Below are 12,260 nucleotides of genomic sequence, written 5' to 3' on the forward strand. Positions count from 1 at the left end.
CTGTGTCCTTAGGTTTTTGCAGATGATTGATTGCCGAGCCAGCGCAGCGCGGCGGTCAATGCCAACTCATAGCCGAGGGCGCCCAGACCACTGATGGTGCCAAGCGCCAAGTCTGAAAAATACGAATGCTGGCGAAATGGCTCGCGCGCGGCCACGTTCGACAGATGCACCTCAATGAACGGTAGCGCCACTGCTGCCAGCGCGTCGCGCAGGGCCACGCTGGTATGGGTATAACCGCCCGGGTTGATGATGATGAACACAACGCCATCGGCCGGCGCCGCCTGCACCCAATCGATAAGCTGATGTTCGGCGTTGCTTTGCTGGCAGCACAGCTCAACGCCAGAGGTCTTGGCCAGCGTCGCGCACGCAGCGTCGATTTTCGCCAAGGTATCGTGGCCGTAGATAGCCGGCTCGCGGCGGCCGAGCAGGTTCAGGTTGGGACCGTGCAATATAAGTATCTTGGCCATGCGGGCAATCGTGGGGCGCGATAGGCAGGGTGAATTGTTGGCCAATTGCGCCGACTTGTCTACAACGGCGGCGAATTGGCGGGGAACAGTCGCGAAGAGCCCCTTGTTCCGGCACCGACCGCCACGGCGACTGCGCCGCAAAGGTGACTGAACTAGCCCAGTCCGAGCGCCCGCAGATCCAGCCGGCCGTCCGTAACCGGAGGACACCAGAAAAATGCCCCGGTGACGGGCCGGGTGAAGCGAAACAGAGCATCGGTGATGCCGTCCTCGGCGCCCACCATGCGCCGCAACTGTGCCTCAAACGCATCGAAGCTGTGGCCGAAGGCGACGAACATCAGCCCTGCTTCCAGGCCATTGGCCCACGGCATGGAGCGGCGCAGCACGAAGGCGGGCGGTGTGAAGGTTTCCTGCGCCGTGCGTTTGACATGGGCTGACGGCGGTGCGTCGGCGATTTCCTCGTTTCCTTTGCGGTGGCGGCCGACACTCAGATCCTGCTGCTCGGCCGACAGGGCATCGAAGCGGCTGAGTTCGTGAACCCAGCGCTGGACGGCGACAAAGCTCGATCCGTCCAGTCCCGGTCCACGGCCCTGTACCACAGCAGCCGCCTCGGCGGCCTGGTCCTTGGGATTTTCCGTGCCGTCCTCGAAGCCGGTCAGGTCTTGTCCATCCTGGTACTGAAACCCGTCCACCGCTTCGCGCAGGTAAAACGCCGGCAGTACCGCGGCTTCCAGTTGCCGTGCCCGGTGCAGCAGCTGGCCGCGATCCCCACCGCGCAGCCACAGCCACAACCCTGCCGGCGTGGCGGGCACGTCCACGCCCGGGCCGCTCATGGCCGTGAACGGGCGCAGGCCCTGCACCCGCTGGCCTAGCGCCTGCGCCACCGAGCTACCGAGTCCTGCCACTACCTGCTCACCATCCACCACCGTGCACAGACGCGCCAGCGCGCCACCGACATCGCTGCCGACCGCCAAGTCAAAACTCAGGTAAACGGCCAGCGGCGGCGGCGGCAACAAAATGCCGGCTTGGGCAGAGGTCATGAGGCCACTCCGGGTCGGATCTGCCCACAGTTTAAAGACAAATACCCACCCGCCATCGTCGGCTGCTCGTTCACGGCCAGGCACGCTCGGTCGGCCGACAAAGCCGCTGACTACCGGCCTGCACCACGTCGCTCAGGAAAACGTAAGCCCACACGACCGGAAGGCCGGGCGAACATTGGACGCAGATGCCCAATCAGGGCCGCGGCGAGTCCGGGAGCTTCTACCCGGCCCAGGCGCGCAGCCGGGAGTACAGCTCGTCCTTCAGGCGTAGGCGCTCTTTCTTGCGTTGTTCGAGGTAGGCATCGGAGGTGTTCTCGACCCCGGTTTCTATGCGGTGCACTTCGTGGTCGATGTCGTGGTACTGCGCGAACATGGCCGCAAAGTGCGAGTCACCGAGCTTCAAGGCGTGGATGGCTTGGTCGTACTCCGGAAAATCGTGGTGCAAGTCGTGCTTTTCGAGGCTCATGGGGGCTCCTTCAAGGCCTGGCCAGGCGTCGGTCGCCCGGCATTGGCCAGTCAGGCTAATCGTGAGGGGTCACGGTTGCATTGACTGAGGGCAACCGGGGCCACTCGCATCGGCTTCGGTTCAGGAGACCGGCACGTAACCGAGCTGGGCTGCGAGCGTTACGGCGGCCCGCGTCGGCTGGTTCAGGTCCATGCTTGCGACCTGCGCGGGGCTGTACCAGCCGATGTCAGTCGATTCGTAGTTCTTGCGCGGCTGTGGGCGGCCGCTGACGCGTGATACATAGTTGATGAGCAGGAAGTGCCGCGGCTCCAGGAATTCCGGGCTCTCTATGCAGTCCTGCACGCACAGCCAGTCGGCGTGCTCGACCCGGATGCCGGTTTCCTCGCTGATTTCGCGCCGGTAGGCATCGAGCATGGTCTCGCCGTAGTGGATTTTGCCGCCTGGCAGACCCCACAGCCCAGACCACTTGGCGGTGCGTATCAGCAACATTTCGCCGCTGCCGGCCACTAACAGCCCGCCTACAGTGGCAATCACGCGCCGCTCGCTCGCCAGCAGGTGCTCACGGTCGATCAGGTCGATCAGGTCGCGTACCTCGGCAAAGGCGTGATCCGGGCGCTGCGCCTGCAGGCGCTCCTCGGTGGCGTAGCCATACAGCGCCGCTCCGGCGATGACCGCAGCCGCGTGGGCGGCCTCAAGGTCATGTGGCGTGTCGCCTACATACAGCGTCTCGTCGGGGCGAAATGGCGCCTGCGCGACGATTTGCCTGAGCACGGGAATCTTGTCCGCCGCGCCGCCACCGATGTGGCGGAAAAAACCACGCAGGCCAAGCCGCTCCAGCAGCGTGTCGAGTATCTCGGTCGGCACGCTCGAACAAATGCTCAGCGCCACGCCCCGCAAACGGCACAGATGCAGCAAGGCCGGCACATCGGCAAACAGCTCCGCCTGTGCCATGCGTGCGGCAAAGTGCCGAAAGAACACGGCATCAATGGTTTCGCGCGGCAGGTCGCCAATGAAACGGCGGTAAAAGCGTTCCACCGGCAGAGTGAACTCGCGCCGGTAAGTGTCCTCGTCGACCGGCGGTGCGCCGAAATGGGCCAGCGTGTCATTGGTGGCGGCCAGGGTGAGCGCACGGTCGTCGGCCAGCGTCCCGGCCCAGTCCAGAATCAGGTGACGGATCATCGCATCAGCAACCAGCGGTACAGCGGTGCCAGCGCAAGATAACTCAGGATCGAGGCGGTCAGCACGGCGCCATAAAGCTCGATATCCAGCCGGAAGCGATGCGCCAGGATCACCCCGACCGCCGGGCAGGCCGAAGCCATGACGACACCCAGTATCGCCAGCGTTTCGCCGCGCACCCCGAAGGCAAAGGCAAAGGCCAGACCCATCGCGGGTCCGGCCACCTGGCGAATGAACAGAGCTGGCAAAGCGACGGGCAGGCGGCGCAGCGCGCCCAGGCGCAGCGACAGGCCGACCACGAATACCATCAGCGGAATGCTGGCATCGCCGACGTAGCGCAACGCGGTCACGGCGCGTTCGGGCACCGGCATGCCCAGCAGATTGACGGCGAGCGCAATCATCACTGCCCAAGCCGGCGGCAGGCGCAGGATCTCCCGGCCCAGCGACAATCGCTCCTGGCCGGCTGCGTGACGCGCCGCCACCGCCACGCCGACGGTCCAGATCAGCAGGGTGGTGGCGATCAGGTCATACGCGAACACGGTTGCCATGCCCGTGTGGCCAAACAGGCTCACCACGACCGGTAACGCAATCGAGCCATTGGCGAAGCTCGCCGCCAGCAGCAGCGCGCCGCGTCCCCCCGGCGTCAGCCCGGACCGATTGCCCCACAGCCGATACACACCCGCCGCCAGGGCCAGACCGCCGAGGCTGCATACGTAACCGGCTGCTGGAATGATGGTCAGCGCCAGGTCCAGCCTGGCCTGCGACATGATGGCGAAGATCAGCGCCGGGCCGGTCAGGTAGATCATCAGCATGTTCAGCGCCAGCGCCATCTGCTGGGCGTCGACACCACCGGGCGCATGGCGCCGCCATAGCCAGCCAGCGGCGAGCGCGAGGAATACCGGTAACAGGTCCAAATACACGAGGGAATCTTCCGCAAAGGAATTACCACCGCAGTGGGCGCTGTGGCCCGCTGCGTGGGTGTGTGAGAGTCAGGGCGAGGCGACCGACCGTAAGTCCGTCAGGGCCGCGGTGGCTGGGTCGCCTGCATCGACGGCCGCTGGCTGAATTCGGACAGCCAGGCGGCAAGTGCCGGATGACCTTCGCGCCAGCCTACGTCCGGGAAGCGGAAATCGAGGTACTCCAGCGTCACGGCAAACTCGATGTGCGCCAAGGTCACTGTCGCGCCGAGTGTGGCAACGTCCTGCTCCATGACCGCAAGGCCACGGCCAATAGCGCGCTGCTGGCGGTCGGTCCACGGCGCCCAGCGTATGGCTTCCGGTCGCAGCAGTTCCAGACGGGCGGTGACGGCGGCGTCCAGCACCCCGTCAGCCAGAGCTGCCCGGCGCAGCAGGGCAATGCGCGCGGTGCCGCCCGGAATCAGCCGCGGCTGGGACGTCAGGGTGTCCAGGTATTCACAGATTACCCAGCTGTCATACAGACAACTACCGTCATCCAGGCGCAGCGCCGGCACCTTGCCCAGCGGATTGACCTCCAGCAGCGCGGTTGGGTCTTCCAATGGGCTGACGATGATTTCGCTCACCTGATCAGCGAGGCCTTTTTCGAGCAAGGTCACCCGCACCTTGCGCGAGTAGGGCGAGGGTTTAGCGTAAACGAGCTGCATCGGGAGGCTCCTGTCGTGGCTTAGTCAAAATCCTGTCTGCCGTAACTTTCGAAGCGCACCACCACCCGAGCCATCTCAGCGTGATCCAGCAGCACTGGCGCGCCCAGCGCCAGAGTGGCGCAGTACTGGCCAGCCAGCGCCTCGACCTCCTCGGCGAGGGCAAGCGCGGCATCAAGGCTTGCGCCCACGGCAATGGCGCCGTGATTCGCCAGCAGGCAGGCGTGGCGGTCTTGCAGGGCCACCAGTGCATTGGCCGATAACTCGGCGCTGCCAAAGGTTGCATAGTCGGCACAGCGCACGCTGTTGCCTCCGGCGATAGCCACCATGTAATGGAAGGCCGGCAGCTCGCGCCGCATGCAGGCCAACGTGCTGGCGTAGCGGGAATGGGTGTGGACAATCGCGGCCACCTGCGGTCGGGCGGCGTAGATATCGCAGTGGAATCTCCACTCGGACGAAGGCTTCAGTTGCCCTGGGGCGGCCACGCCGTGGGCGTCCAGGCACACCAGGTCGGCCGGGGCTAACTGCGGGTAGGGAATGCCGGTCGGCGTCACCAGCAACCCACCCGGCAAGCGAACGCTGAGGTTGCCTGAGGTGCCGCGATTCAGACCCAGGCGCACGCTGGCGCGGGCCGCCTCGACTAACTGTTGGCGAAGGGCGCTCTCGTCCAAGGGCGGACCGTGCGGCGGGGCGGGAGGGCCGGCCACAAGTGGGCGCCAGCCGGGCGCCGCAGTATGCCACAGGCAATGTCACAGCCTAGAATGCTGCACCTGCCGCTCGCCGGAGACAGCATGATCGATCTCTATATGTGGCCGACGCCCAACGCCCACAAGGTGACTCTGTTCCTGGAAGAAACCGGCCTGCCGTACCGGACGCACGCGATCAACATCGGCGACGGCGATCAATTCACGCCGCAGTTTCTGGCCATCAGCCCGAACAACAAGATGCCGGCCATCGTCGACCCGGATGGTCCGGACGGCCAGCCGATCAGCGTGTTCGAGAGCGGTGCGATTTTGATTTATCTTGCTGACAAGACTGGCTGCTTCATGCCCACGGCGGCACGTGCCCGCTACGACGTTCTGCAGTGGCTGATGTTCCAGATGGCGAGTGTTGGCCCGATGCTGGGCCAGGCGCATCACTTTCGCGACTACGCGCCCGAAAAACTGCCCTACGCCATCGACCGCTACACCAATGAATCGCGGCGCATCTACAACGTGGTCGAAAAGCGCCTGGCGGACCGCGACTACGTAGCCGGCGAGTACTCCATCGCCGACATGGCGATCTTCCCGTGGTTTCTGCACTACGAACGCCAGGGCGTGGACCTGGGCGAACTGCCCAGGGTCAAACGCTGGATGGATGCCATCAATGCCCGCCCGGCAACGTCACGCGCTTTGGCCGTCATGGCCGACCGGCGACCACCCAGGCCCGGTCCGCAGAACGACGAACAGCGCGAAATCCTGTTCGGCAAGAAACAGTTCCAGAAACGTTGAGGTTGGTCGTGCGAAACGTCATCGCCGTGGGTCTGTTGCTGGCGTGCGTCAGCGCCGGGGCACAGGTGCCGGGCTTGCGTGGCGTCGACCACGTCGGCCTGACCGTGCCGGACCTTAAACAGGCCGAGGCTTTCTTTGAAAAGTTGCTCGGCTGCCAGACACTGGCGCGTAACGGGCCGCTGCGGGCCGATGACGACTGGCTGGTCCGCCATGTCGGCGTGGATGCGCGGGCCGAGATTCGCGCCATGTCCCTTATGCGCTGCACCACTGGCGCCAACCTTGAACTGTTCGAATGGTCGGCGCCGGACCAGGACCAGCGCCAGCCGCGTAATAGCGACCACGCCGGACACCACCTGTCGTTTTACGTGGACGACATCGAGGCGGCCGCGCGTTGGCTGCGCGAGAGCGGCATCGAGACCTACGCTGGCCCGTTCAGCTCCACCCAGGGCGATTACGCCGGACAATGGGTGCTGTATTTCCGCACCCCATGGGGCGCGCATCTGGAGCTGGTGTCCTATCCCAAGGGGATGGGTTACGAGCGCAAGGGTGGCCAGCGCTTGTGGGATCCGCGAGCGCCCATAGCCCGCTGAAGCGTCGCTTGCCGGTTCAGCTGCTAAGGCGGGCCGAATAGGCCAGTACCTTTTCGAAGGCGTACGGCTCCTCGGCGCCGCTGTCCGGATCCCACAAGCTGCGACCGGGACGCTGCATCAGGTCGCCACCGTACACATGCAAGCCACCGTTCATGCCAGTCAACGGATTGGCCACGGCGTGGATCAGTTCCGGATCCATCACGAACACGTCGCCCGCGCGCAGGCTGCGTATGCCGTCGTTCTCCAGACCCTCGGCACCGCGTCGGTACAGGTGGTTGTCTTCTTGCCCGGCGTAGATGCCGATCACGCCCCACATGCGGTGGTTATGCACCGGACTCAGGCTGCCAGGTGCGCTGATGACGTGCGCCACGGTCAGCGACTCGGAGCGAAACAGCGGCACCACGCCCGGCTTGTCGGCACCCGCCGCGAAGGCAGCGGCAAGCGCCTGAGGCTCGCGCAGTGCCACGGTCAGTAACTCGGCAATGCCAGCCGCCGGGTTGGTACCGACCAACGCCGCCTGACACGCCGCGACAAAACGGTCGGAATCGAACATGACGGGCCTCCTTGTGCAACGGGCGCCCGCTGGCCACGAACACAGGCCACGGGACGGCAGGCTAGACTAGTACGTTAAGTCCGCTGACGCACCATCGCCTGTCACCCATGCCCAAATCGCGATCTCGCACCCCTGCCCGTCGTCGTCGCTGGATGGGCTGGCTTATGCCGTTAATCCTTACCGGACTGGCGGGGCTGGCGCTGTATGCGGTGCATCTGGATCGGGTGATCCGGCAAAAATTTGAAGGCCAGCGCTGGGCGCTGCCAGCCCGGGTTTTTGCCCGACCGCTCGAACTGTATGCCGGCGCGGCACTTAACCCGCGCCGTCTGAGTGAGGCGCTGGACCGGCTCGGCTATACCCGTGACGAGCCGATCGGCGCCGGCAGTTACAACATCCGCGGCACGCGCATGATTGTGTATACCCGTGGCTTCCAGTTCTGGGATTCGGTCGAGCCACCGCGCAAGGTCAACGTTCAGTTCGACGGCCAGCAAATCGCGGGGTTGCACACCGAAGAGGGCGAATTGCCGTTGCTGCGCCTGGAGCCCGAGTTTATCGGCGGTTTCTATCCGGCCAGCAACGAGGACCGCCTGCTGCTGCGCCTGGACGAAGTGCCGCAAGCGCTGGTACAGGCGCTACTGACGCTGGAGGATCGCGACTTCTACCGTCACCATGGCGTATCGATGCGCGCCATCGCTCGCGCCCTGTGGGCCGATCTTCGGGCTGGCGCGGTGGTCCAGGGCGGCAGCACCCTGACCCAGCAGCTGGTGAAGAACTATTTCCTTACCGCCGATCGCACGGTCTGGCGCAAGCTCACCGAAGCCATCATGGCGGTACTGCTCGAAACCCACTACGACAAGAACGAGATCCTCGAGGCGTATCTGAACGAGGTGTTCCTGGGCCAGATCGGCACCCGCAGCGTGCACGGCATGGCGCAGGGAGCAATGCTGTACTTCGGCCGTCCGCTCGGCGAACTCGATGCCTCGCAACTGGCCATGATGGCGGCCATGGTGCAGGCGCCGTCCTACTATGATCCACGCCGGCACCCGCAGCGCGCCACGGCGCGGCGCAACCTTGCGTTGCGTCTGCTGGCCGAACAAGGCTTGCTGACGCCGGATCAGGCCGCCGCCGAACAGGCCAAACCCCTGCGCGTGGTCAAGCGCACCGCCCTGACGCTGGCACGCTATCCGGCGTTTCTGGACCTGGTGCGGCGGCAGTTGCAGCGGGACTATCCGGAAGACGTGCTACGCAACGAGGGTCTGCGCATTTTTGCCAGCATGGACCCTGCGGTGCAGGCGGCCGCCGAGGCGGCCGCCACCAGCCAGGGCGAGCAGATTGCCGCTCAGCGCCGCTTGCCCAAGCTGCAAATGGCCGCGGTGGCGGCCGACATCGCCACCGGCGAGGTGCTGGCCCTGGTTGGCGATCGGGACCCGCGTTTCGATGGGTATAACCGGGCGTTGGATGCGCGCCGGCAAATCGGTTCGCTGGCCAAGCCGGCGGTTTACCTCACTGCTTTGGAGCAACCTGAACGCTTCAATCTGGCCAGCAGGCTCGACGACCGGCGCATGTCGGTACGGTTGCCCAACGGCCAGAGCTGGCGACCGCGCAATTCGGGCGACGATTACCGCGGCGAGGTGTCGCTGTTGCAAGCACTGGCTGAGTCGCGCAACAGCGCCACGGTCGCGCTGGGGTTGTAGGTGGGCGTGCCGGCGGTGCTCAAAACCCTGCGCTCGCTTGGCGTTGGACGCGAGCTGCCGGCGGTGCCGGCGGTGCTGCTGGGCGCGGTGGAACTCACCCCGCTGGAGGTGACCCGCATGTATCTGACGCTCGCCGCGGGAGGCTTCAGGCTTCACCTTCGCGCCATCCACGCGGTTACTGACAAGGATGGCAAGCCACTGGCGAGCTACCCGCTGTCGGTGGAACAGAAACTCGACCCGGGGTCGGTGTTCCTGGTCAACACCGCCCTGCAGGAAGTGGCCCGCAACGGCACCGCTCGCGCACTCGGGCGGGTGCTGCCGGGCATCAACGTGGCCGGTAAAACCGGTACCACCAACGACAGCCGGGATTCCTGGTTTGCCGGCTTTACCGGCAATACGGTCGCGGTGGTTTGGATGGGTCTGGACGACAATGGCGAGACCGGCTTGTACGGAGCCAGTGGCGCGATGCGTGTCTGGGCCGACATGATCGGTCGCCTGCCAGCTTCACCGCTGACGCTGGCCGAGCCGCAGGGGATTCAGTGGGTACAGGGACCCAAAGGGCCGTGGTTGCCGGCTGCCCAATGTCCGGGTGGTTTCGGTATCCCGGTGTTCGATGGCGGCGCCCCGCCGGGCGCGGTGCCCTGCGGCAGCATGTCGGCGCCATCTCCCGAAGAAGAGGACGACGAGTCATGGCGTTGGTTTCGCAAGCTGTTTTGAGGCGCGGCCGGCGACTGGCGCTGTGCGGGACGCTGCTACTCGCCGGTTGCATCGTTGCGCCGCCACAGCGGCCGGCTCCTGCGCCACCACCACCACCGCCCGCCGGGAGCGTACCGGCACCCCTGCCTCCGGCGCAGCCGCTGCCCCGTCCGCAGCCACCGGCGAGTGCGGTCATCCGTCCCGGGCCACCGCCATCGGCGCCGCCACCACCTGCGAATGTGATCCCGGCGCCCCAGCCGGCGGCCACCGGCTCGCTGGTAGCGCTTGCCGATCAGCAGGCAGCGGCCGGTGACTACGCGGCGGCTGCCTCACAACTTGAGCGCGCGCTGCGCATTCGGCCGCAGGATCCGGTGTTGTGGCAAAAGCTGGCCTGGCTACGCCTGCACAACGGCGAATGGGACCAGGCCGCGAGTCTGGCCGCCCGATCCAGCGCCCTGGCCGGCAACAACGCCACGCTGCGTTTGCAAAATCAGCGCATCGCCGATCTGGCCCGGGCTCGCCAGCGACCTTGAAGCACTGGCTTTTTTGGGGCCGCCGCATACCAAATCAGTGCGCCAGAAAACCCTTTCCGGCCGCGAACTGGGCGCACTGGTTGAGCGCCGAAAGAATCATGGCATGGCTGGCGATACCCTTGCCCGCAATATCAAAGGCGGTGCCGTGGCCAACGGTCATGAACAGGTACGGCATGCCGATGAAGCCACCGCAGTTACCCTCGAAACCCCAGGTCTTGAGTGCGATGTGGCCCTGATCGTGGCACATGGCCACGACCACATCGTAGCGGCCGTCGATGCAGTGACGAAACACCGTGTCGGGCGAAATCGGTCCGCTCACGTCGATGCCCTCGCTTCGTGCAATCGCCACGCCGGGCGTAATGGCGGCGTCCTCTTCAGGGCCGTGGGCGTGCGGGTTAAGACCCGCCACACCGATCCGCGGGCTCGCCACGCCCCAGCCGCGCAGGGTGTGTTCGGTCAGGCGGATCGAGTGCGCCACCAGGTCGGACGTCAGGCCGGCACACACGTCGCGTAAATAGATGTGATCAAAGATGTGGGTTATACGCAGCGGCCCCGAGAACAGGGTCAGCAGACGCTCACCGGGTTCCGCGTTCATCAAGGTGCCAAGCGCACCGGCAGCGGCCATCGCCTCGGAGTTGATCGGGCCCATCACCAGGCCCGCTACTTCGCCTCGGGTGGCCAGCGCCTGCGCCTGACCGATCCAGGTGGCCACGGCCGCACCGCACGGCGCCCGTTCTTCGCCAATCACGATTTCCGCCGGGTCCAGGACGCCGCTGTCGAGTATTGAAATCACGCGTGGGTCATTGCCGACCTCGGCGACCGAGCTGACCGGTTTGACGCCGAGGTCCACCCCGGCGACGGCGATTCCCCGGCGCATGGCATCGGCGCTACCGATGAAAAGCATCCGCGCTTTTTGTTGTGGTTCACCACTGGCCATGGCCTTGGCCAGGATCTCCGGACCGATGCCGCAAGGATCCCCAATGGTGACGGCGAGTGCGGGTTGATTCATGAAAATACCTGTGATTGTCAGTCTGTGAATGGGGGCTTGACCCAGACCCAAGCCACGGCGATTGTCCCCGATTCTAAGCCGTCCCTGGACAACAAAAACCCCGGGCTCCTTTCGGCGCCCGGGGTTTTTTTCTTGCGAAAAGGTGCGCGGCAGCGCTTACATCATGTCCATGCCGCCCATGCCACCCATTCCGCCCATTCCGCCCATGCCACCTGGCATGCCGCCGCCACCGGCTTCCTTCTTCTCTGGTGCTTCCGCCACCGCAACCTCGGTGGTGATCAGCAGGCCGGCAATGGAAGCCGCATTTTGCAGCGCTACGCGCGCCACCTTGGCCGGGTCCAGGATGCCCATGGCAAGCATATCGCCGTACTCGCCGGTGCCGGCGTTGTAGCCGAAGTTGGCGTCTTTGCTCATACGAACCTTGTCCAGCACCACCGACTGCTCGTCACCGGCGTTGGCGACAATCTGCCGCAGCGGCTCGTCCATGGCACGCAGGGCAATGCGAACGCCCACGTTCTGGTCCTCGTTGTCGCCCTTGAGGTCCTTGATCTTGACCGCGGTACGCACCAGCGCCACGCCGCCACCGGGCACTACGCCTTCCTCCACCGCCGCACGGGTCGCGTGCAGGGCGTCTTCGACGCGCGCCTTCTTTTCCTTCATTTCGACCTCGGTGGCTGCACCGACCTTGATCACGGCCACACCGCCAGACAGCTTGGCAGCGCGCTCCTGCAGCTTCTCCTTGTCGTAGTCGGAACTGGTGTCCTCGACCTGACGGTTGATCTGCTTGATGCGGGCCTGAATATCCGCGGCCTTGCCGGCGCCATCGATCAGGGTGGTGTTGTCCTTGTCGATTTGTACCTTCTTGGCTTGTCCCAGGTCTTCCAGGGTGGCCTTCTCCAGGGTCATGCCGGTTTCCTCGGCAATGACGGTA

At 65.3% G+C, this 12,260-nt stretch carries 13 protein-coding genes and 1 pseudogene; 4 read left to right on the forward strand and 10 right to left on the reverse strand.

Annotated elements, in window-relative coordinates; translation table 11 throughout:
- Nucleotides 1-8: 8 nt before the first annotated feature.
- From aroQ to ABZF37_RS02545, 7 genes are all read right to left on the reverse strand, one after another.
- The gene (gene aroQ, locus ABZF37_RS02515; RefSeq protein ID WP_372716409.1) at nucleotides 9-467 is read right to left on the reverse strand and encodes a type II 3-dehydroquinate dehydratase; all 459 of its coding nucleotides are present in this window, start codon (nucleotides 465-467) and stop codon (nucleotides 9-11) included.
- Between the two features lie 152 nt (nucleotides 468-619).
- Nucleotides 620-1,504, reverse strand: coding sequence for a Dyp-type peroxidase (locus ABZF37_RS02520; protein ID WP_372716411.1), 885 nt, complete (start codon nucleotides 1,502-1,504; stop codon nucleotides 620-622).
- Between the two features lie 220 nt (nucleotides 1,505-1,724).
- Nucleotides 1,725-1,970, reverse strand: coding sequence for a YdcH family protein (locus ABZF37_RS02525; protein WP_372716413.1), 246 nt, complete (start codon nucleotides 1,968-1,970; stop codon nucleotides 1,725-1,727).
- Nucleotides 1,971-2,090: 120 nt separating this feature from the next.
- Complete coding sequence (locus tag ABZF37_RS02530; RefSeq protein ID WP_372716415.1) at nucleotides 2,091-3,149, reverse strand: HAD hydrolase-like protein; 1,059 nt, start codon at nucleotides 3,147-3,149, stop codon at nucleotides 2,091-2,093.
- A complete protein-coding gene (locus ABZF37_RS02535; RefSeq protein WP_372716417.1) occupies nucleotides 3,146-4,066 on the reverse strand; it encodes an AEC family transporter in 921 nt (306 codons plus the stop codon). The genes ABZF37_RS02530 and ABZF37_RS02535 overlap by 4 nt, the downstream gene beginning before the upstream one ends.
- 98 nt (nucleotides 4,067-4,164) lie before the next feature.
- Nucleotides 4,165-4,767: a glutathione S-transferase family protein gene (locus tag ABZF37_RS02540; RefSeq protein WP_372716419.1), complete on the reverse strand. Its 603-nt coding sequence runs from the start codon at nucleotides 4,765-4,767 to the stop codon at nucleotides 4,165-4,167.
- Between the two features lie 20 nt (nucleotides 4,768-4,787).
- The gene (locus ABZF37_RS02545; protein ID WP_372716421.1) at nucleotides 4,788-5,435 is read right to left on the reverse strand and encodes a class II aldolase/adducin family protein; all 648 of its coding nucleotides are present in this window, start codon (nucleotides 5,433-5,435) and stop codon (nucleotides 4,788-4,790) included.
- Between the two features lie 120 nt (nucleotides 5,436-5,555).
- Here ABZF37_RS02545 and ABZF37_RS02550 point away from each other — a divergent pair, with 120 nt between their 5' ends.
- Nucleotides 5,556-6,254: a glutathione binding-like protein gene (locus tag ABZF37_RS02550; RefSeq protein WP_372716423.1), complete on the forward strand. Its 699-nt coding sequence runs from the start codon at nucleotides 5,556-5,558 to the stop codon at nucleotides 6,252-6,254.
- Between the two features lie 8 nt (nucleotides 6,255-6,262).
- Nucleotides 6,263-6,844, forward strand: coding sequence for a VOC family protein (locus ABZF37_RS02555; RefSeq protein WP_372716426.1), 582 nt, complete (start codon nucleotides 6,263-6,265; stop codon nucleotides 6,842-6,844).
- Between the two features lie 16 nt (nucleotides 6,845-6,860).
- On the opposite strand, the gene ABZF37_RS02560 is transcribed toward ABZF37_RS02555, so the two are convergent.
- Nucleotides 6,861-7,397, reverse strand: coding sequence for a hypothetical protein (locus ABZF37_RS02560; protein ID WP_372716428.1), 537 nt, complete (start codon nucleotides 7,395-7,397; stop codon nucleotides 6,861-6,863).
- 164 nt (nucleotides 7,398-7,561) lie between these two features.
- On the opposite strand from ABZF37_RS02560, the pseudogene mrcB reads away from it, so the two are divergent.
- Both mrcB and ABZF37_RS02570 read left to right on the forward strand, forming a co-directional pair.
- A pseudogene (gene mrcB, locus ABZF37_RS02565) lies at nucleotides 7,562-9,808 on the forward strand (penicillin-binding protein 1B).
- Between the two features lie 218 nt (nucleotides 9,809-10,026).
- Nucleotides 10,027-10,320, forward strand: a complete 294-nt coding sequence (locus ABZF37_RS02570) for a tetratricopeptide repeat protein (protein ID WP_372716430.1) — start codon at nucleotides 10,027-10,029, stop codon at nucleotides 10,318-10,320.
- Nucleotides 10,321-10,354: 34 nt separating this feature from the next.
- Here the strand turns inward: ABZF37_RS02570 and ABZF37_RS02575 are convergent, their stop codons facing one another.
- Together ABZF37_RS02575 and ABZF37_RS02580 are read right to left on the reverse strand one after the other, a co-directional pair.
- Nucleotides 10,355-11,329 carry a PdxA family protein gene (locus ABZF37_RS02575; protein WP_372716432.1) on the reverse strand — a complete coding sequence of 325 codons (975 nt, stop codon included), beginning with the start codon at nucleotides 11,327-11,329 and terminating at the stop codon, nucleotides 10,355-10,357.
- A gap of 156 nt (nucleotides 11,330-11,485) precedes the next feature.
- Nucleotides 11,486-12,260, reverse strand: a 775-nt coding sequence (locus ABZF37_RS02580) for a TCP-1/cpn60 chaperonin family protein (protein ID WP_372716435.1), incomplete at its 5' end; no start/stop codon positions are given.

Origin of the sequence: Immundisolibacter sp., assembly GCF_041601295.1 — a bacterium.
Classification (GTDB): Bacteria; Pseudomonadota; Gammaproteobacteria; order Immundisolibacterales; family Immundisolibacteraceae; genus Immundisolibacter.

What these genes read in the sequence shown, in the direction of transcription:
- aroQ (WP_372716409.1), bottom strand. Translation starts at nt 467, where the DNA reads ATGGCCAAGATACTTATATTGCACGGTCCCAACCTGAACCTGCTCGGC.
- ABZF37_RS02520 (WP_372716411.1), bottom strand. Translation starts at nt 1,504, where the DNA reads ATGACCTCTGCCCAAGCCGGCATTTTGTTGCCGCCGCCGCCGCTGGCC.
- ABZF37_RS02525 (WP_372716413.1), bottom strand. Translation starts at nt 1,970, where the DNA reads ATGAGCCTCGAAAAGCACGACTTGCACCACGATTTTCCGGAGTACGAC.
- ABZF37_RS02530 (WP_372716415.1), bottom strand. Translation starts at nt 3,149, where the DNA reads ATGATCCGTCACCTGATTCTGGACTGGGCCGGGACGCTGGCCGACGAC.
- ABZF37_RS02540 (WP_372716419.1), bottom strand. Translation starts at nt 4,767, where the DNA reads ATGCAGCTCGTTTACGCTAAACCCTCGCCCTACTCGCGCAAGGTGCGG.
- ABZF37_RS02550 (WP_372716423.1), top strand. Translation starts at nt 5,556, where the DNA reads ATGATCGATCTCTATATGTGGCCGACGCCCAACGCCCACAAGGTGACT.
- ABZF37_RS02560 (WP_372716428.1), bottom strand. Translation starts at nt 7,397, where the DNA reads ATGTTCGATTCCGACCGTTTTGTCGCGGCGTGTCAGGCGGCGTTGGTC.
- ABZF37_RS02575 (WP_372716432.1), bottom strand. Translation starts at nt 11,329, where the DNA reads ATGAATCAACCCGCACTCGCCGTCACCATTGGGGATCCTTGCGGCATC.